The 19,807-nt window shown below is 59.3% G+C and carries 7 protein-coding genes; 1 reads left to right on the plus strand and 6 read right to left on the minus strand.

The window, feature by feature from the left end:
- Positions 1-15: 15 nt before the first annotated feature.
- Positions 16-1,329, minus strand: a complete 1,314-nt coding sequence (locus tag ESZ00_RS19250) for a helix-turn-helix domain-containing protein (protein WP_129210019.1) — start codon at positions 1,327-1,329, stop codon at positions 16-18.
- Between the two features lie 266 nt (positions 1,330-1,595).
- On the opposite strand from ESZ00_RS19250, the gene ESZ00_RS19255 reads away from it, so the two are divergent.
- A complete protein-coding gene (locus tag ESZ00_RS19255; RefSeq protein ID WP_129210020.1) occupies positions 1,596-5,189 on the plus strand; it encodes a TonB-dependent receptor in 3,594 nt (1,197 codons plus the stop codon).
- A gap of 83 nt (positions 5,190-5,272) precedes the next feature.
- Here ESZ00_RS19255 and ESZ00_RS19260 read toward each other — a convergent pair whose 3' ends face one another.
- The 5 genes from ESZ00_RS19260 to ESZ00_RS19280 all read right to left on the minus strand — a co-directional run bounded on the left by ESZ00_RS19260 (position 5,273) and on the right by ESZ00_RS19280 (position 19,626).
- Positions 5,273-7,573 (minus strand): TonB-dependent receptor, encoded by a 2,301-nt coding sequence (locus ESZ00_RS19260; protein WP_164981631.1) that lies wholly within the window; start codon positions 7,571-7,573, stop codon positions 5,273-5,275.
- A 149-nt stretch (positions 7,574-7,722) separates the two neighbouring features.
- Positions 7,723-8,808 (minus strand): glycoside hydrolase family 76 protein, encoded by a 1,086-nt coding sequence (locus ESZ00_RS19265; RefSeq protein WP_129210022.1) that lies wholly within the window; start codon positions 8,806-8,808, stop codon positions 7,723-7,725.
- An 86-nt stretch (positions 8,809-8,894) separates the two neighbouring features.
- A complete protein-coding gene (locus tag ESZ00_RS19270) occupies positions 8,895-11,210 on the minus strand; it encodes a GH92 family glycosyl hydrolase (RefSeq protein WP_129210023.1) in 2,316 nt (771 codons plus the stop codon).
- A gap of 137 nt (positions 11,211-11,347) precedes the next feature.
- Positions 11,348-15,727, minus strand: a complete 4,380-nt coding sequence (locus tag ESZ00_RS19275) for a glycoside hydrolase family 38 N-terminal domain-containing protein (RefSeq protein WP_129210024.1) — start codon at positions 15,725-15,727, stop codon at positions 11,348-11,350.
- Between the two features lie 143 nt (positions 15,728-15,870).
- A complete protein-coding gene (locus ESZ00_RS19280; RefSeq protein ID WP_129210025.1) occupies positions 15,871-19,626 on the minus strand; it encodes a TonB-dependent receptor in 3,756 nt (1,251 codons plus the stop codon).
- Positions 19,627-19,807: the final 181 nt, after the last annotated feature.

Here is a 19,807-nt window from a genome sequence, read left to right on the forward strand (position 1 = left end):
AAAAAATATCCGCGGTCAATAGGTCCGGTAGGCCACAATCTCCGAGTGCGCGGCGCTGCCATCGAGGTTGCGCGAGCGCAACAGGATCTCGAAATGCGGCAGCCTGCCATCCTTGCGCATGATCTTTTCGAGGAAGGGCTCGAAGTCGCTGTCCTCGAAGAGAAAATCGCTGATCGCCTCTGTGCCTGCGACGGAGGTGCCCTCAATCAGCAGCGCATGTCCACTGCCGCTCAGGTTCGGCAAGTAGGCCAGCACGCCGTACTCATACTGCATGGAGCGGTAGTACGCTGGCTCGCCATTTTGCGGCGCGCGATCGAGAAATCCCCGCTCACCCTTCTCCAGATCGTCGTGCAGCACGAAATTCATCTGCGGCTCGAAGAGCTCGATCCACGGATTGGCATCCTGCGAGCCGGATAGAACGACGTTCGCGCTCTTCAGGTCATTCGCGTGCACATCTCGCGCATAGCGGATGCTGTAGCGTCCGGTCCGGGCCTGAGGCAGATGAGTCAGCCGGTCGAAGAGCTCCAGATCCACGAATGAGGTGTAGCGGCGGCCGGCGATATCGAGCACGGTATTGCGCGGAAGGTTCGTTCCAGCCAATTCGCGGTCGAAGTTCCGCGCCATGTATTCGCCGAGCGTGCTGTTCTTTCCGGTGAGCCCATGCAGCAACACCAATCCGCTGTCGGCGGCGATCAGCAGCGTCGGAGAGGGCCCGGGAAACATGCTCGACCACAGCGCCGCGCGTCCGCGCTGCGCCGGTGAAATCTCGGCAAACCGCTCCCGCCCTGAGCCCACCAGAAGCGTCGCCAACAGCCCGAGACAGATCACGAGCAGCACCGCTGTCGCCGCTCTCATCCTTCGCCGACTTGTCTCAAGCTGCGCGATCTTTCCTGTTTCGGCAGAAACCGGCTCAACAACCGGTGACGCTGCAGCTGCAGCAGCGACCGGCACTCCCACAGGCGCAAAGGTCGGAACGTAACCGCCGCGCGGAATGAGTATCCGCAGCGGCTCTTTCGCGCCTTCTTCCTTGAAATACGCTTCGAGCTTCTGCCGCAGGCGCAGCATGTGCGAGCGCACGATCGTGTCTGCCGTGGGATCGAAACTACGCGTTCGCTCAAAGACCTCGGCTGCGATGCGCTGCTCAGTCAGCAGCAGCTCCTGCCCCTGCAGGCTTCGCTCGCAGAGATACAGCAGCAGGTCGGGAAGCCGCGAAGAACGGGCAAAGGTCGGCGAGGCCGCAACCCGTTGCACGAGCTGCCAGCGTTCATCCGCGGCCAGATCACTCGCCTGGGTTATGGGCTGCCCCAGTTCTGCTCCCAACTTCGCCATACCTCTATCCATTCTCACATTAAGCGGTACGCATGAAATTGTGATGAACGAGCCGTCCGACATGCGCAGCTAAAACCCATGTTTTCAGCTATGTACATGCGTGTCAAAGGTTGTTGCAACACATGTTGCGGCCAGTGATTTCACCACGGTTCGGCAACCGTCCTTGCTACTGCTAAATCAGCGCGTCCCGCAGCGGCCTCCCCCAGCCGCCGCAGCCTGAGGCGCGCACACGGCCTCTCAACCTATTCCGTCATCGAGGAAAGAACATGCGAAACCTTCCGCTTCAGCTGAGGACCGGGCGCGCCCTCGTCTCCAGCCTGATGCTTTTGCTGATCTTCAGCTTTAGCCATACGCTCCGCGCACAGGAGTTCCGCGCTACGCTCACCGGCGTTGTTACCGATGAGTCGGGCGCCGTCATGGCCAAGGCCGACGTGCTCGCCATCAACAACGCCACCCAGCAGACCTATAAGTCCGAGACGAACAAGCAGGGAACCTACTACATCCCCTACGTCATCCCCGGCAACTACACCATCAAGGTCAGCGCCCCGGGCTTCGACACCCAGGTGCAGACCAACGTCCTGCTCCAGGCCAGCGAATACCGCGGCGTAAATATCACCCTGCACGTCGGCTCGGTCTCACAGAGCGTCACCGTCACGGACGCGCCGCCGCTGCTCAACACCGCCAGCGGCTCGGGCAGCACCGTTCTCACCCAGCAGGAGATCGAGAGCGCTCCCCTGCAGGGACGCGAAATCTATTCGCTGCTCGGCACCACGCCCAGCAGCATGTCCACCACCACCAACGTCGCGGGCTCCACGGCCAACAGCTATGCGGTAACCAATGCTTACGTCGTCGGCGGTGGTATTGGCGGCTACCAGCAGTTCACCCTGAACGGCACCAACATCACCGCGCAGAGCACCGGTGGCGCCGGCGAGTGGGAGTTCTCTCCGAACGTCGACGCACTCCAGGAAGTCAGCGTCATGACGAATACCTACGATGCCCGTTACGGCCGCACCGGCAACGGCACCATCGACATGGTCGTCAAGAACGGCACCAACCGCTTCCACGGCAACATCTACGAATACTTCGAAAACACCATTTTCAACGCCAACAGCTTCACCAACAACGAGACCGGCACCAAGCGCGAGGCGACGCACCAGAACCAGTTCGGCGGCACCATCGGCGGTCCTATCCTCAAGGACAAGGTCTTCTTCTTCGGCAGCTACGAAGGCTATCGCCAGGATCTGCCCGACACATTGCTGACCAGCGTACCGACGGCGGCCATGCGCCCCACCAACGGCGGCGACGCCGACTTCTCCGGCACCGGCTACACCATCTATGACCCGGCGACTACCGCCTGTACCGTATCCGGCGGCACCCTGGGCAACTGCACCGGCGACGCCTACACCCGTACCGCATTTACGAATAATGTCATCCCGGCTTCGCGCATCAACGCCATCGGCGCCGCGGTCCTGAACCTCTATCCCAAGCCGAATATCAACACCACCAACGACCAGAACAACTACCTGGCCAACACGCCCGAGCTGACGAACTGGAACCAGGAGATGGTCCGCGTCGACTACAACACCTCGCCGAGCATGCGCTGGTATTCGCTGTTCACCATGCAGCACGGCACCCAATACCAGAACGATAACGGATTCACCGGTATTGCCGAGTACGGCAGCATCAATGCCATCCATGACCAGTACACCGCGGCACAGGATTTTACCTGGACGATATCGCCGAGCACGCTCCTGGACGTCAAGGGCTCCTTTTCGCGCTACTTCCTGTCTTCCCCCAATGGTGAATTTTCTCAGGCACAGGCACCGAGCACCATCGGCCTGACCATGCCATCGATCCCCACCACTTCGATGAAGGACCTGCCGGAATTCACTACTTCGCAGTATTATCCGCAGGTCGTGGGCAACGTGCTCACCTCCGGCACCTATGACGACGTAGGTCTGGCGGTCGATTTGACGAAGATGTGGGGACAGCATGCCTTCCACTTCGGCGGCGACGTCCACCATTTCGACCACGGCACCCCCGGTCAGGCCGGCTACGCCAACGGCGAATTCGAGTTCGGCACCACCTACACCGAGAAGAACCCGACCGAATCCGCTCGCAGCACCGACGGCTTCGATATCGCGGACATGCTGCTGGGTGACCCGGTCAGCGGCGGCGTGCAGTGGAATCCGCAGACCTTCACCTCCTACCCGGCATGGGACGCCTATGCGCAGGACGACTGGCGCATTCGCAAGAACCTGACCCTGAACATCGGCATCCGCTACGACGTTCAGTACGGCGCCGAGGCTCGCGGCAACGGCATCAATCGCGGCTTCTGCACCACCTGCGTCAACTCGGTCAGCAGCAACTCCACCTACCAGTCCAACCTGGCAGCCGATGCCTCGGCCCTCAGCGCAGCCAACATCAATACCACCAGCCTTGAGTCCGTCAACGGCGGCATCCTGTTTGCAGGCGCCAATGGCCAGCAGGCACGAGCCTACAACACGCAGTGGAACAACTTCGCTCCGCGTTTCGGCTTCGCCTGGCAGCTCGATCCGCTCACCGTTATCCGTGGCGGCTACGGCATGATGTGGGCCTTCGGCCTCGAAAACGGCACCTACACCGGCTTCGACGAAACCACCAGCTATGATGCCTCGAACAACGGCGGCCTCACCTCCTCGGGCTACTTCGCTGCCGGCACGCCCTTCCCCAGCGGCGCACAGGCTCCGGCCGGCGCTTCGGGCGGAGACCAGACCGATATCGGCAACACGATTTCGATGGACTTTCCACAGCGTCGCATCCCCTACTCGCACATGGCCTCGCTCGGCTTCCAGCGCGCGCTGCCTGACCAGATGACCCTGGACGTGCGCTACGCCGGCGATTACGCCTCGAACGTCCGCGTCTCGACCGTCCTGAACGCGGTAAACGCCTCCCAGCTGAAGACCGCTATCGCCAACCCCAACTACTTCGACCAGCGGGTCGTGAACCCCTACTACGGAGTTCTGCCTTCCACCTCCACCATCGGCTCCGCCTCCACCATCGAGGCTCTCACCCTGATGCAGCCCTACTCCGAGTTCGGTGAAGTGGCATGGGATGCTGCGCCGCTCGGACGCAACAACTACAGCGCTCTCGAGGTGAAACTCGATAAGCGCATGGGTGGTCCTGAGCAGCTCGCCTTCCAGCTGGCTTACACCTGGTCGAAGACCATGACGGCCAGCAGCTTCACCAACTCCTACCCCTACCAAGATACGACGCTCCGCTACCAGATCGGACCGGACGACCGCACCAACACGTTTGCCTTCACCTCGCAGCTGCACCTGCCCTTCGGCCAGGGACAGCGCCTGTTCAGCGGCGTGAATAACTTGGTCAACGAGCTCATCGGCGGCTGGCAGCTCAGCTCCATCCTCACAGCCCAGGGCGGCTTCCCCGTCTCGCTCGACAACAGCTACTACTACGAGTGCAACCACAGCTTCCGTCCGGAAGGCGGCACCTCGCTGAAGAGCTACCTGTACAACAGCTACAGCTCGGGCGCGAGCCTTGGCTGCTATGACTCCATCCCCACCTACGCGCTCAAGACCCTGAACAGCCGTACCGCAGAGGTACGCGCGCCAACTGCGCCCAACCTCGACGCAACCTTGCAGAAGTCGTTCACGATCAAGGAAGGCTACAAGCTGACCTTCCGCGCCGACGCCTTCAACCTCACCAACTCGGTACTCTTCCCTGCTCCGGACGACAACCCGTCCGACGGCGCTCCGAAGGCCGATGCTGCAACCGGCGGCTACACCGGCTACGGTACGGTTTCGCTCACCCAGCAAAATAATCCCCGTATCCTGCAGTTCGCCCTCAAGCTGGGCTTCTAACTTCACCCCAACCGCAACACAAACGAGAGAGGCGTGGCCGATGGCCACGCCTCTCTCGTTTTGCATCTGCAAGCGAGCCGAGATCACTCCCCGCGATGAAACCGATACGCCACATTCACGAAGAAATTTCTACCCGGCTCCGGCAGCCTGACTCCATTCGTCAACGGATCGCGCGCGTAGGAGAGAAACTCCGAATATTCCCGCGACAGCAGATTGTTCACACCCGCCTCCGCATCGAAACTCCGTCCGTGATATCCGCCCTTCAGGTGAAAGACCGAAAAGCCTGCTGTTGTCTGCTCGTTCTCATCCGTATCGACGTGATCCTGCCGTCCGGTCACCTCTGCGCCCGCCTCTGCATACCATCCCTTGCGTTCGTATGTGAGATTCAGCGTGGCCCGCACCGGCGGCACCTGGAACAAATTGCTGCTCTCGATATGGTTATCGGGCTGCGGGACCTTTGTTCCGCGTGTCACGGTGTACGAACCATTCAGCATCAGGTTCGTCCCCAGCGGTGCACTTCCGTTCGCCTCCGCTCCCCAAAGATAAGCCTGCACATTTCCGTAAGTCTCCGCATTCATGGACGACATCGTGCTCATATCCATCTGCTGCGGCATAGCGACGTGCAGCGTAACATCGTTATCCAGCTTGCTGAAAAACACCTGCGGGGTAAAAGCAAAGCGCCGCGTCTTCGTCCGCACGCCAAGGTCGAACTCCGTATCGCGCGGATGCCGCAGCAAGGGATTGCCGACCCATGCGTCCTCCATCGACATGCTCATCGAGAAGCTGCTGGCGTAGAAGCGCTCCTGCGGATCGGGAAAGCGGATATTGCTGCCCACGCCGGTAAACACTGCCACATCCGGCGTAGCCTGCCACGAAACCATTGCATTGCCCGAGGCGCCTGCGTCGTGCGCGGTGAGTGCCACTGCACCGTAATAGGTCTCAAACGAAGCAGCATCCGCTGCCGAGGCATTCGTAAAGTCGTGATCAAAGCGAGCTCCTGAGGTCAGCAGCCATCGCGTGCCGAAGGCATGCCGATAGGCCACATAGGCGCCGTTTACGTCCTCTGTGACTCCCGGCAGCTCGACCTCATCGGTGGGCATCGTCATACCCATGGAGCTCATCCTCATAACGCCATTGGAATTCCAGTACCGGTGATAGAACTCATATCCTGCGGTGAACCCCTGCGCAAGGTCCGCATCCATCCGCGCGCCATCGGTGAACGAAACCACATGCTCGCTCATCGAGAACGGCATGGTTCCAGCGCTCTCACGCAAGTGATCGTCCATCAGATGATTCGCCTTGTCCGCATACGCCAGCCCATGCAGGCCTCGCAGCCATCCCTGGCTGCGGAAGTAGTCATAACGTGCGGCAAATCGATCCGCATCGTCGTAAACACCGTCCATCGTCAGGTAGGGGTAGAGCAAATCGCCGCTCTGCTGGCGCGTGTAGCTGATCTCGCCATGCTGATTCGCAGCCGGATGAAAGGCCAGCTTACTCCAGGCGCTCTGTGTGCGAAAGGCCTGAAGATCGGCATACCCATCGCGATATCCGCCCAGCTCGCTCACCAGGCTTCCGTCACCATCTTTGTAGAACTGAGAGGTACGGTAGGAGTAGCCCGCCAGCCAATCCGTATCCTTGCCGCCCAGCTCTGCCGTCACCGAAGGGTTGTAGTATCCATACGAACCCGTCGACACATTGCTGTGCAGCAGGAAGCCCTGCGCATCCGGCGTCCTGGTGACGATCTTCACAAAACCGCCCAGTTCTCCCTGCGTGGTGACATCGAACGGCCCCTTCACCACGTCCACATGATCCACCTCGGCCAGATCGACGTGATACTCGGCCGGGTCCATCTGAAACGTACATGCCCCGTAGAGCCGTGTGCCGTCGATCGTGGTTGCGATGTTGTTGTGGAAGAGCCCGCGAATCGCGATGTCGTTCGCGATGGCCGCCTTGCGCGCCCTCTGCACTCCGGCAATCGCCGTCGCTGCTTCGCCCAGGTCACGCGCCGAGCCCTCGCGCATCTGTCGCGCGCTCATGCCGTCGCTTGCAGGTCCGCTGATCACATTCACCTGCTCGACGACGGAAGCCAGATTCAGCCGTAGCGGCTCCTCCGCCGTCTCCCCTGCCCCAAGCATCACTGTGCGCACCAGTTCCGTGAAGCCGGCCTGGCGCACATCGAGCGCATATCGCCCAGGGTCCAGCCCGGCCAGCGTGTAATGACCGCTCGCATCCGTGAGAACGCTCCAGACCCTGCCGCTGTCTATGCGCCGGACCGTTACCAGCGCTCCGGCCAGCACCGCACCAGTCGGGTCAGAGACCTCGCCGTGTACTGCACTCGCCACGCAGCGCTGGCCGGCATTGCTCCCGCAGCGAGCGGGCGCCAAGTCTACGCTCAGCGCCGCAGAAGCGTGCAAAGAAAAAGCCCATAAAAAACAGAGAACTCCCAGCGGGAGAAAATTGTGGACAGGCATCGGTTCGACCATTCAACCATCCCAATTTCGCACCGCGCAATCCATCGTTTGATGGAGGCGTACTATCTGGATTTCGCCTCCGCGGCCACCAGCGCATCCAGAGCCGAGCTCTGCGAGCTTGCGTCGGCATCGCCATAGGGCTCAGCCCAAACCACGCCCAGGTGATACTCCGGAGCCTTCGCGCCGGCCCAGATGCTGTCCGCATTTTTCCTCACAAAGACCACATACCCCGTCACTTTTGAGCGCTGGTTCAGCTCGCGGAGGTTGCGTACGAAGATGCCCTTGAACTGCGATCCGTCGCCACCACACTTCGGCTCACATGGATCATGCAGCACGCCGTCCTTCACCAGCACAGGCGAGGCCATCGCCGCGGCGGCAATTTTCTGCGCCTCGGGGATCAGTGCCGCATCATGATCTTTCCGGCTCATCTCCGCGAGACCGCCGATCACCACACCCTGGTTATAGGTCCATGTTGTCTCGTGATTGTTCTCGCACTTTGCGTTGAGACCGTCATTGATCAGCCCGTCGCCATTGATCATTCCCGAGCCCGCGAACCACTTCCACTCGCGCTCTGCTGTTTCGAGATACTGCTTCCGCTCCGCTTTGCTCTTCGCACGGGTGGCCAGATGCGCCGCAACCGATAGATAGAGCTCATTGGCGATCGCATTCTTGTACTTGCGTTCCTTGCTCCACCAGATACCGCCGCCGCAGGTGTCGCTCCAGCCGCCGCTCATGTCTTTGAAGATCGACTCAGCCATCGCCAGGTACGCCGGGCGATGGGTCACATCGTATGCGCCGATCCATCCCAGCGCCCACCAGCCTTCGTCGTCGTAATAGTCATTGATGAAGCCATTGAACTTCTTTTGTCCCGCGGTGAAGGTGTTCTCAAACACCGGATCGAATTCATGCGTGTGCTGGATCTTCGCTTCATCTGTCAGCGTGGTGATCGCATTCGCCGAGTTCCACCAGCCTGTTGTCTTATAAAGGCCCGTCGATTCGTCGTACCAGCTTTGCAGCGATTTCGTGGCAAGCTGCACCCGCTCGCGTGGCGAAGCAGCATTGTCCTGCGCTACAGCCTTATGCCCCGCACCCAAAAGAAACGCAGCGGCGCCAAGGACGGCGACGCTGCGAAAGAGAGTTCTGAACATGTAAATCAATCTTCCTTTCTCAATCTTGCTCCGGCTCTCTGCTCGCGACCAACGGGAGCATATGCCGAAGGCGAAATGCCGCGCGGTTAGCGCTGCGACATCGAAGGCGGCGCATCTTCCGGTGCGCTGCCCCACTTCTCGTTCGGTGCCGGTCCCATTGTCAACACAAGTTTCGCACCGTTCTCGATATCCGCGTGGCTGAACCATGGCTTATTCCACGGCTTCCCGTTGAGCGTCGCAGACTGGATATACATGTTCTTCGCCGAGTTGTTCTTTGCAATCACGGTGAAGTCATGCCCATTGCCCATATGAATGGTCGCCTCGTCGAAGATGGGACTGCCCATGATGTAGTTCGGGCTCGAGGGATCAACCGGATAAAAGCCGAGCGCGCTCATCACGTACCATGAGGCCGTCGAGCCCTGATCATCCATGCCCGGGAAGGCATAGCTGGTCTTGTCACTGCCGTACATCCATGCCAGGATCTCGCGCGCCAGCTTCTGCGTCTTCCACGGCTGGCCGCCCCAGTCGTAGTAGTACGCGGCCTGCTGGTCAGGCTGGTTGCCCTGCACATACTGTCCGATCACTCCGGTGCAGTCGCGGCAGATGCCCTTCGCCGTGTATGGCGTCGAGAAGAACTCGTCCAGCTTGGCATCGAACTTCTCACGCCCGCCGAGCAGGTTTTCAAGCCCCTGCACATCATGCGGCACCAGCCACAGCGTCGACCAGCCGGAGCCTTCCTTCATCATGAAGTTGTAGTACGGCTCCTTCGGATCGAAGGGCGAGATGAATTTGCCGTCGGCAGTGCGGCCGCGCATAAAGCCTACCGATGGATCGAAGACATTCTCATAGTTATGAGCGCGCTTCAGGAACATCTGGTAGTCATCTTCCTTGCCCAGCTTTTTCGCATACATTGCCATCGCATAGTCGTCCCACGCGTACTCGAGCGTGGTGGCCGCGCCGGCATTGCCGTCCGCGTACGGCGGGCTCGGATTCCCCGGAGGAATCACATCCGGAATCCATCCCTGCTGGAGATATGGTTCCAGATGTCCGCGCGGCCCCTTCGGGTCCATCGCATTTTTACGCAGATACTCATACACGCTTGCGTAATCGAACTTGAGCCCACGCTCCCAGTCTCCCAGATACATGAAGACTGCGTTGTCGCCATGGAAGGACGTCGCCATATAGCCACGTTCCTTTGCGCGATCCAGCTCCGACTGCAGCACATCGAGCTTCATCTGCGGCTCGAGGAGCGTCAGCAGCACAATCTGGTTGCGTCCCGTATCCCAGAAAGGCACCTCGCTGTAACGGTCGTACGCTACCTTATCCACCTTGCCGCGGTCGGGACCACGCCGCACGATGAACTCATCACCCTTCTTTGCTTCAAGACGCGGGCTTGCGTAGGAGTGATAGAGGCAAGAGTAGAAAAGCATCCGCTCTTTTTCCGTACCGCCCTTTACCTCGATGGCATTTAACTTCGGCGCCCATGCTTCTTCCGCTGCACGATGCATGCGGTCGAAATCCCAGCCCGGATCTTCTGCACTTAACTGGGACTCGGCCTTTTCATAGCTCACGCCCGTGCCGATCTTCACCAGCACCTGCTCGTTCGTCGTCGTCGCAAACTGTACATAAGCGCCGGCAAAGTTACCGCTGATGGTCTTTTCATCGGGATTCACCTCATCCCAGCCAATCATCGAGTAATCGTTCGGTCCCTCAGCCGGATGCTGCTTGAAGACGCCAAACTTCGTGAATGGCTTCGAGAACTCTGCGATGAAATAACGCCCGCCGCGCGACTTGCCACGCACCGTATGATCGTCCAGTACCTCGATGTCTCCGCCCCAACGACCGAGATCGAGCAGCACATGCGACTGGTCGCTCTCCGGAAAGGTGAAGCGGAAGAGGCTTGTCCACGTTGTCGCCGTCATCTCCGCCAGCGTATGAAAGTCATCGAGATAGACGCTGTAGTAGCCCGGCGAAGACTTCTCCCTCGCCTTGTCGTAGACCGAAGCACTACGCTCCGGCGGCACCGTGAAGGTACCGACCACCGGCATGATCATCGGGCTGTCGCCATCGCCGGTCGTGAATCCGTACATCATGCGGTTCGGATAGAAATATTCGGCACGCACACCGGCCGGATAATTCACATCGAGATTCGCGTTCACCGGACCCACCCAGGTCGAGCTATGCGGCAACATCGCCGAAGGCGAAGTAAAGCCCGAGTAAAGCTGCTCGCCCGGAGGCGGCGCATTGCCGATCAGCTTCTGCTGATCGAGCGGCGCGGTACCGACCAATCCGTTCGCATACTGAAGCGGCGTCTTTGCATTCTGCGCCAGCGCCGCGCTGCAACACCATGACGCCATCACCAACAGGCTGGCGCCTGCAAAAGATCGGGAGAAAGAGCTCATCGCAGCGACTCCTCGCATATTTGTCACATTGTCGATTACAGAAAAGAAGCAGTTGGATTGTCCCGCGCGGATCGCGCAACCGCTTCCACGAGAGGAGTAAAAAACGGCCGCCGTAACTAGTACGGCGGCCCGCGGAATTACTCTTTGCCCGGCACCAGTGTTATCGCCAGCACCACTACATTTCGATTATTCGGCAGCGCCACACTCTTCACCTTCTTACCGCTGTCGAGCGTAAAGCTATAGGCGAAAACGTGGAAGGGATTGCCATCCTTTCCACCATCCTCTGTCAGGCGGTATGGCATCTCAACTGCAAGAGACTCACCCTTCTGGCTCGCATCGCTCGCCCAATCACTCAGGCTTTGTGCAAAGGTCGATGAGGTTCCATCGGTGTAGTTCACCGTGAAGGTCTGGCGCTTCTGCGTGCCTTCCACGCCAGTTGCCAGGACCTTCAGACTTGCGAACTGTCCCTCCGGCAATGTCACCGTCTTGCTCGTCACCGCATCCGGAGCATTCGCGGGGCCAAGCTTGAAGATCACACCAGCGCCCACCGGATCGCTGCCCAGTGCCTCAGCGGAGAGAGCACAGCAGCCACCATCAAAGCTGTCCGAAGGATCGAATTTCGTGTCGTCGTTGTAAATGCCCTTGACGTTATAGACAGAAGAGAGATTCACCGGCACGGTGTTTTTCAGCACCGGAGTCACCTCCAGATCCATCGTCGTAGTGTGTGTAAGCTCTCCGGAGGTCGCGGTAATTGTAACCGTGCCTGTGACAGGAGCAGCTGATGCGGAAGCAGTCAATGTCATTACACTGCTGCCTTTCGTCGTCGCCGGCTCAAAGCTCGCCGTCACCCCCTCAGGCAGGCCCGAAGCCGTAAGGGCGATATCGCCATCGAAGCTGCCCCGCGGCAGGATCAACAGTCTGCTCTTCGCGGAACGGCCCTGTGAGATCGAGGTCTTAGCCGGAGCTGTCAGCGAGAAGTCCGGTGCGCCCGCATTGGGGGAAGGCAGCACATCATAAAGCGGCTGTGCCGGCTTCACCTCTGGGTTCTCTTCTGCAACGGAAACAGCCAGGATGCGGATCTTGTCGTTATCCGGCAGCGTCAGCGTCTTCGCGCCTGCAGGCAGGTCGATGCCGTAACCGAACAGATAGGAATACGCATACGGCACATTCTTGCCCGCCGCGTCGTGATGATGGCTCGCATACCAGGCCAGCGTCGCGCGCTTGATAAAGCCAGGCTTGAGCCCCACCATCTCGCCGTAGTTATCGTGCGCTACGTCGTTCGTGCTCCAGATGCGGTCATCCCACTGTCCAACGAACCCGCCCCAGTCTTCGATGTTCAGCTCGGCCTTGTTCTCACCCGCAGTAAACACAGCCTTCTGATCTCCGTCGGCTGACGCCGCCAGGATGTACACGCGGTTGTAGTGTCCGGCGGGCAACGTGATCGACTGCCCCTTGGCTGTGATCGCATTCGGCGCGCCTGTTTTTGCCGCGGCGAGTGCGAAGTTCACGCCATTGAAGGCAATCTCCTGGGGCAGCATCTCTGCCGGAAGCGCATCGCCCTTGCCATCGAAACCGGCCTGCGTGGTCGTGCCGTCATTCGTAGCCGTCGCGGTGTCATATTGCAGTGTCACCGGCTCAGACTTCACCGGAGCAACGGTGGTCTTCGACGCCGCGAGCTTCAACGCAAAAGCACGCGGCTGGTAAGCGCCGAAGGACGTGACAAGCGCGCCCTCCTTCACCGTCGCATCGCCCAACGGCTGCTCCTGACCATTCACCTCGCGCGCAGCCACGATCGGCACGGCGAAGCTCACCTTTACATCGTCCAGCGGCTTACCGTCGAGTTCGACCAAGCGGATGACCACCTCGTCGCTCTTCTCCGCCTTCTTCACTGCCATCACGCGCACGCGCGGGCTGCTCACCTTCACCAGCGAGAAGCTCTTGCCCAGCGTCCCCACATGCTTTGCAGATTCAAAGCCGATCAGCGGTGCATTCAGCTGCTGCCCCTGCCAGTCGGTCTGCGCTTCGCGCCAGCCATCCGCGTGCCCGGCAATGCCATAGGTGAATTCATGATGGCCGATATCCTGCGATGCTTCATCGGTATAACCGCCGGCCACACCCGGCGTACGCAGCAACGTCAGCCGGATGGTGTGATCGTTCGGCTTGTCCGATCCATTCTTCGCGTCCGTCAGGATGGTCGCACCGAACTTGCCACTCATGTCGGTCAGGTCGACCCACTGATGGCTCGGCACTTCAAACTTCTTCGGCGTCGCCGACGGACGCTGGATCGTGCCTACATCCCAGTTATACGTCGCCATTTCGTTCGCGGCTGTCAGCGGGAACTCCGCCTTCAGATTACGCTCACGCGTAGCCCAGTCGATCACATTGCCGAACTGAACACGCTTGCCTGCATCGCCAGCCGCAAGGCTGATCGTCTGCACGAAGCGCGAACCGGCCGTCTCACGCGTGACCTCAACCGCTACGCGCACCGGACCGTTTTCTACCACGCGAATCTTTGCCGGCCCCGAGACGTACTCGCGCGGCTTGGCCTGTTCCTGATCCCAATCCATGTTCCAGGCCGGCCACTGCTGCGGATTGTCATAGTTCAGAGAGAGCCGTGCCGGCGCACGCAGCAGCTCCTGCTTTGCCTGCTTGTCGTAGATGCTCGAGACATCGCCATTCTCATCGATCGTGACCTTGTAATACGTGTTTTCAAGCGAGTGCTCGCTCACGCTCAGCTTCGACTCTGCGGCCACGGCGCCCGGAAGCACGTGATACACCGCGTAGCCCACCGAGGGTACGCTCGCTGCGAACACAACTTTGCCGTCCACGATCTGCGCCGGTGACGCCTTGCCATCTGCACCGACGACATGCACTTCCTTCGGCAAACCACCGGAGAACTCGACCTTCGCCTCGACCAGGTCCTGCCGCGCGATATTTAACTGGTTAAATACAACGACCGGGACACCGGCGCCGTCCGTATCCAGTGCCGCGGCTACGCCCTCGGTCGCGCTCTTCAGCACATCCGAGAACTGGTTCATCGCGATCACATCGTCATTCCATGCGAAGTTATAGGCGCGCGGCGTCGCCGTACCGGCTGCCAGATCGTGAAAATGCGCCGCCATGGCCAGCGTCCACGCGTTGTTCAGCCGCTCCATCGGATATGCACGCACGCCCAGCCACTGCGCCGCAATCGACGACTCCTCGGCCGCACCAGCGAGCAATTCCTCCTTGCGAATCCACCGCTTCTGATAAGCCTGCGAAGTCAGCGAGCCGGCCGAGTGGTTCGTCAGCTCCATTTCGCCGGTATAGCGCGGCAACTGCGCCTCTTCCTGCGGCGTGATGTCCTTGAACATCTGCTCGGCGGTTGCCGAAATCACATGCACCGGGCCAAGGCCCACCTGTGTCTCTACCTCACCGCGCTTGTCCCCGCGCATATAGAAGCCATTGGGGTTCGGCAGATCCACCGTGCCCTTGTCGATGATCGCTTCCAGACGCTTGACCGACTCCTCGTGCGGAGCACCACCGATGTCACCGGTGCCGTAGTAGTGATAGTCCGTGAAGACGCCCGTCACCTTGCCGTTGTTCAGTACGCGCGCCGCCCAGTCACCCTGGAAACGCTGCAGATCGCGTTGCTCGCGGGACTCGGCCAGCGCCTGCTGTTCGCTGCGCAGCGCGAAGTACTCCTTCAGATCTTCCTGATCGTCCTTCTTATCCTTCTGCGCCTGTTCGAGCTTCGTTTCGAGCGCGCTGATGCGCTTCTCCAGATCCTGTTCGGCCGGGCTCTGCGGCTGCGGATCGAATGGCTTGCTGAGGTCTGTCGTAATGCTGCCGCTGTAGGCACCCGGATTCAGCGCCGCCATCACCGTGCTGCCGTCTGGACCAACCCAGACGCCTACATTAAACGGCGTGCCTTCCGGCGTGCGCTCGAGCGACTCTGGACCGCCGCCGGGTGCGGACGAACCCCAGGTCAGCTTCTGTGTCGAAAAGGCCTTCACGCCGGAATGTGCGAGCAGCGTGGGCAGCGAAGCCGGAAACCCGAAGCAGTCGGGCAGCATATACTCTTCGCTCGACTTGCCGAATTCCTTCTGGAACCACTCATTGCCATACAGGATCTGGCGGATGATCGCCTCGGCGCTCGGAGCATTCACGTCGCCTTCTTCCATCGACGAGCCGGCCGGGAACCAGCGCCCCTCATTCACATAGAGCTTGACCTTGTCGAAGTCCTGCGGGAAGTACTCCTTCATCAGGCGATAGCGATTGGCGCCGCTGAAGTTAAAGATGTAATGGGGATACTTATCGAAGAGTTTGAAGTTATCTTCCATGGTATTCCGCAGATATTGGTCGATCACCTGCGGATACTCCCACCGCCATTCCGTATCCAGGTGCGCATAGCCCACGGCATAGAGCGTCGGCTCTTTGGTCAGATCGGGCTTCGCCGTTGATTGGGCAAACGATGCAAGGGTCAGAGTCGCAAAGGCCAGCAGCGCAGATCCGGTACGCGGACGCGGGAATCGCATGAATACTCTCCAGTTGCTGTTACAAAATTTTCCAAGCCTGAAAACAGGCGAAAACCGGGGATTGCTCCCCGGCGCGTCGTGCAGACGGCAAAGCCGCAGGCTCCCGCGATGATTGTCGCGGAAGCCTGCAGCGATTCTGCCGGTTAGAAGGTGATATTACCCCCGAGTTGCAGAATTCTCGGGAAGTTCTGCTGGGTTGCTCCAACTGTACCGAAGCCGCTCCAGCCTGAATTCGGCGAGAAGTTCGCAGGACCATCACCCGGATTGTTGTCCGGACCACCAAACAGGACCGAGTTCAGCGCGTTAAAGGCGTCGAGGCGGAGCTGCAGGTTGAGGTTGTTCCAGATCTTCGTATTCTTCTGCAATGAAAGATCCAGGTTCGGAATGGTGGGATTGCGAACGATCGAAAGATTGCTCGGTAGGTACATCAGGCCATAGTTCGGGATGCCCTGCCAGCAGGTTTGATAGGTGTCGCCAGTGTTATTTAACCAATGACCACCGCCAACCGAGGTGCCGTTCTTCGGACGGAAGCTGACGCCAGGGCAGTTATACCATTGCCCCTGATCCAGCGAGGTAGGCGTGCCGCTCTGCGCATTGAAAACGCCGCTCAGTGTCCAGCCGGTAATGATCCGTCCAACAAATGGATTCGGCTGGTTGAAGAACAGGCCTCCCTGACCGAAAGGCAAGTCGTACACGGTCGTCACTGAGAGAACATGCGTACGGTCTGTGCCCGCCAAGTTATGCTGCTGCTGCGCGTCCTGATACGGCCAGCCGTTCAGATAACCATCACGGCTCATTGTCTTCGAGTAAGTGTATGCCACCTGGAAACTTACACCCTTGCCTGAAGAGTTGGTGACACGGCGGCTGAGCTTGACCTCAAGGCCGTCATACCAGTTACGGCCGAGCGGTGCGTTGTACTGACCGACCAGTCCTGTGCCACCGGGCGAGCAGTATTGCGAATAGGGCTCCAGCAATGCGAGTGCTGAAACCGTGGTAGAGGTACCGCACTGTCCCGGTCCGCTCATGCCAGGTACGCCATAATAAGGATTGGGCACCTGCTGATTCCAGAGTGCGGGGTTCTTTTCTGCTGCTTCCTGCTCCGCGCGCGTCAGCGTGCCATTGAGCCACAAGGAACCGGAGGTGCGCAAGCGGCTGGTAAAGTTACCGGCATACCGCGCATCCAGTACGACCTGACCCGGCAGCTCACGCTGGAAGCCCAGGGAGAGGATTTGCTCCATCGGGATCTTGCGGTCCGGGAAATCGAGCTGGATACCACCGTTACCTACGTCCGTCAGCAATCCCTGGGTATTCCCGGTCGGAGCTAAAAGACCGGAGGAAAATGGATTGCCGGTCTGGAAGTAGTTGGTTGGAGTATTGCCGCCGTCAAGCGAATCGGTGAAATTGGTTGTTTGCGCCTCGCCGATGCTGGAGCCGCCTTCCAGGCCATAGGAATACATCAGGCCCCAACCACCGCGGATGACCGTCTTCGGATCTACCACGAAGGCGAAGCCAATACGCGGCCCTACATCGGTCCAGTCCGTGTTGTACGCGTCGCGCGATTGACCATTCACACCGGGAAACTCAATACCGCCGTATACCGTTGTCAGCGACGAGGGCGAGATTCCCGCCGCGGTCCACGCCGCCTGATTTGAGCCGTTTGCAACGTTCGCCTGATAAGAGGCTTCGTTGGTTAGCGGGTTCACGCAGGTCAGGCACATGCCACGGTTGAGCTCATTGTTCCGCTCGCGCAGGCCACGCTGTACGTCATAGCGGATGCCCAGGTTCAAGGTCAGGCGGCTGTTTACGCGCCAGTTGTCCTGGAAGTATCCCGCATAGACTGGGTACCCTTCCATAATCGACCCGATCCAGTCGATGCCGCCGCTGCCGGGATAACCGAGGTAGAACGACGCCAACGCCGAGCCATTCGCCTGATTCTGGTTGCAACCATTGATGTTTGAACCATCAGGAAGGATGGGATAGCAGCTGGCGTTATGCGGATTCAACTGTGTCCAACCGCCGTTGAAACCGAAATCGCCGTTCGGATGGCCGCCACTGTAGGGATAACCACCGTATTGGAATTCATCGATCTCGCCGCCAAATTCCAACGTATGCGCGCCAGCCGTCTTCGTGAAGTCCACATCGAAGGCAATGGTGTTTGTCACATCCGGATTGCGCTGATTGCCAAACACTGTGCTGCCATTCAGGATGCCGGTACCGAAACCGTCGCTAATCGAAAACTCCGGCAGATATTTTGCGGCTGTGATTCCTGGCAGAGGCATGGACAGTCCGATGGTGCTCGGGTCTGTCTGCGTGTTCAGATCACCATCCGGCGACTCCTCATAGAGACGGTTGAACGAAATCTTGAAGTCGCCAATCAAGGTCGGAGAAAAGACGTGCGTCAAGTCCTGCGAGGCAACGTAGTTCTGGCGCAGGTGATTGATGTTGCCGTTTTCTGCCAGATTGGTAAGACCGTTGGTCGAGCGGTTTTCTGTGCCCTTCCAATAGAGGAAGTAGCTATAGAGCTTGGTCTTATCGCTCAGGTTGTAGTCCATGCGGATCTGCGACTGGTTGTAGTCATAGACATCCGGTGTAATGGCCAGGTAATTTGCGCCTTTAGCCAGATTCGTCGCGCTTCCGATATTCGGTAACGGAATGTAGTTCAGGATCGCTTGCGAGGTCGCGTTGATCTGCGCCGCGGGGATCGAGTTATTCGCAAACTGCGTCTGCACCACGTGGTTGCTGTTGCAGGACTGAGCTGTACCGCCATCGAGACAGGTCGCCGTGCCGGGCTGAAAGATCGCGATTCCCTGCGGAAATTCGGACGAGTCATAAGTCTGAACATTGTTGAAGTTCACACCCGTTGCACCGTCAAAGCCGGGACGCAGATAGGCAGGAGGTACGTTCTTCAAAATGGTCCCGGACAACGACTGGCGATAACCCTCGAAGCCGAAGAAGAAAAAGAGCTTGTTCTTGATGACCGGACCGCCAGCGGTAATCCAGAACTGGTTCTGGATCTCACCCTGCTTGGGCGTGTCGGTCAGGTTGTTCTGGTAGGTATTCGCATTCAGGAAGCCGCCCTGGTAGGCGTAGCGGGCATTGCCGTGGAATTGATTTCCGCCGCTCTTACCCACGGTGTTGACCGTGCCGCCGCTGGTGCGGCCATAGCGTGCATCGTAGGTGGTGGTCATCACGTTGACCTCTTCGATGCTGTCCATGTTCGGCGAAACGTTCCACTCACCGGCGCTGTGATTGTCATAGGTGAACTGGCTGGTGATATTGACGCCGTTCAGCGTGAACTGGTTGTTGCCAACAATACCGCCACCGATGGTGTACGAATTTGAGGTATCCCAGCCGGTCGTACCGTGATTGCCGGTAGCACCAAAGCTCGTCACCGTAAACTGGCTGCCAGTCGTGGTGCCGATCAGGTTGTAGGCGGAGCCACCGTTCAGCGGGACGCTCTGAATTTCGCGCTGATCGATAACCGTGCCTCCCGAACCGTTCGCGGTCTCGAGCTCGGCAGGAGCCGTGTTCACCACCACCTTTTCGGAGACTGTACCCACTTCCAGCTTGAAATTCTGATTGAACGTCTGCGAAGCCAGGAGCAGAACCTTGTCCTGCTGGGCGGTCTTGAAGCCGTTGGCTGTCGCGGTCACGGTGTAGGTACCCGGCAGAACGTAGGGGATGTAGTAAACGCCCTTATCGGTAGTCTTGCCGGTGTAGGTCGTGCCTGAGTCGACATTTATTGCCGAGACTTCGGCATTTCTGATGAGCGCTCCGGACGGATCGGTGACCTGTCCGGTAAGCGTGGCGCGGAATTCCTGCGCCACCGCCAGTGAGCCCGAAGCCAACAGGGCAATCGCCCAGAGACATACGGTCCACAACCGAATAGAACTGCGCATGGCAATCTCCAAGAAAGTGTTGCTTTTAGAGGTAATGGGGAGCCTGTGCAAATGCACTTTGCCAGGCCACTTTTTGTGCGTCCGGTGGAATCCATTCCATCATGGAATGGTATCGATTCCACGACGTGAGTCGAATTCTCCTACCCGCGGTTGGCCTATGTCAAGATTTTTTTGTGAGCGC

Origin of the sequence: Silvibacterium dinghuense, assembly GCF_004123295.1 — a bacterium.
In the GTDB taxonomy this organism is placed as follows: Bacteria; Acidobacteriota; Terriglobia; order Terriglobales; family Acidobacteriaceae; genus Silvibacterium; species Silvibacterium dinghuense.